1 protein-coding gene is annotated in these 1,140 nt (G+C 37.3%); it reads left to right on the top strand.

Features of this window, described 5'->3' with window-relative positions; genetic code table 11:
• The coding region (locus tag KI369_RS27080) for an exosporium glycoprotein BclB-related protein (RefSeq protein WP_274382488.1) at positions 1-641 on the top strand (641 nt) is incomplete at its 5' end.
• Between the last annotated feature and the right edge of the window lie 499 nt (positions 642-1,140).

Raw genomic sequence — 1,140 nt, 5'->3', positions numbered from 1 at the left:
CAGGCGACACAGGTCTAGCGGGAGCGACAGGTCCGACGGGAGATACAGGAGCGACAGGCCCAACAGGTCCAACAGGCCCGACGGGAGACACAGGTCCAACGGGAGCAACAGGTCTAACAGGAGCAACTGGTGCAACGGGAGCAACTGGTGGCGGAGCTATTATTCCATTCGCTTCAGGTACAACACCAGCAGCGTTAGTTAACGCATTAATAGCTAATACAGGAACTCTACTCGGATTTGGATTTAGTCAACCTGGTATAGGATTAGCAGGTGGAACAAGTATCACATTAGCGTTAGGTGTAGGTGATTATGCATTTGTAGCACCACGTGATGGTATTATTACGTCATTAGCAGGTTTCTTTAGTGCAACAGCTGCATTATCTCCATTATCACCTGTTCAAGTGCAGATACAAATATTAACTGCACCAGCAGCAAGTAACACGTTTACAGTACAAGGCGCACCTCTATTATTAACACCAGCATTTGCTGCGATTGCGATTGGTTCTACAGCATCAGGAATTATCCCTGAAGCTATTCCAGTAGTAGCTGGGGATAAAATATTATTATATGTTTCCTTAACAGCAGCAAGTCCAATAGCTGCAGTAGCTGGATTTGTAAGTGCAGGTATTAATATCGTCTAATTTGTTATAATGTCTGTTTGAAATTTGAACTGACATTTGTATATAGCCCTCCCTAATTTTATTAGGGAGGGCTATATTTTATGGGAAGATTGGTGATAAATCAATTGAGAAATTACTCTTTGTTAAGTTGGTATAAAAGAAAATCAAAATTTATGATATGTACTCTATTGTTTATGGAATAAGTTATAACGTTTAAAAAATTACCTATAAACAAAAAAGATGAATTCTATGAAAAACAGAATTCATCCATTAAATAAACAGTATACAAGTGAAGTAAATATTTATCATGAGCGTTGAAATGTTATTGTTCAAATTAGTAATAAACTATTTGTTTTTATTACAGTTACATCCTTTTTTCTTTACATAGCCTTGTTCGGCTAAATCTCTTTGTGATTGGGAATTGGAAGATTGAGAATTTGAAGACTGAGAGGATGCTGATGAACTACTATTTTTATTATTAGAGTAGTTTTTTCGATAGTTATAATTACTCATAGTACTA

It is taken from the genome of Bacillus sanguinis, assembly GCF_018332475.1.
Lineage (GTDB): Bacteria > Bacillota > Bacilli > Bacillales > Bacillaceae_G > Bacillus_A > Bacillus_A sanguinis.
This window is presented reverse-complemented; position numbering and strand designations above follow the sequence as displayed.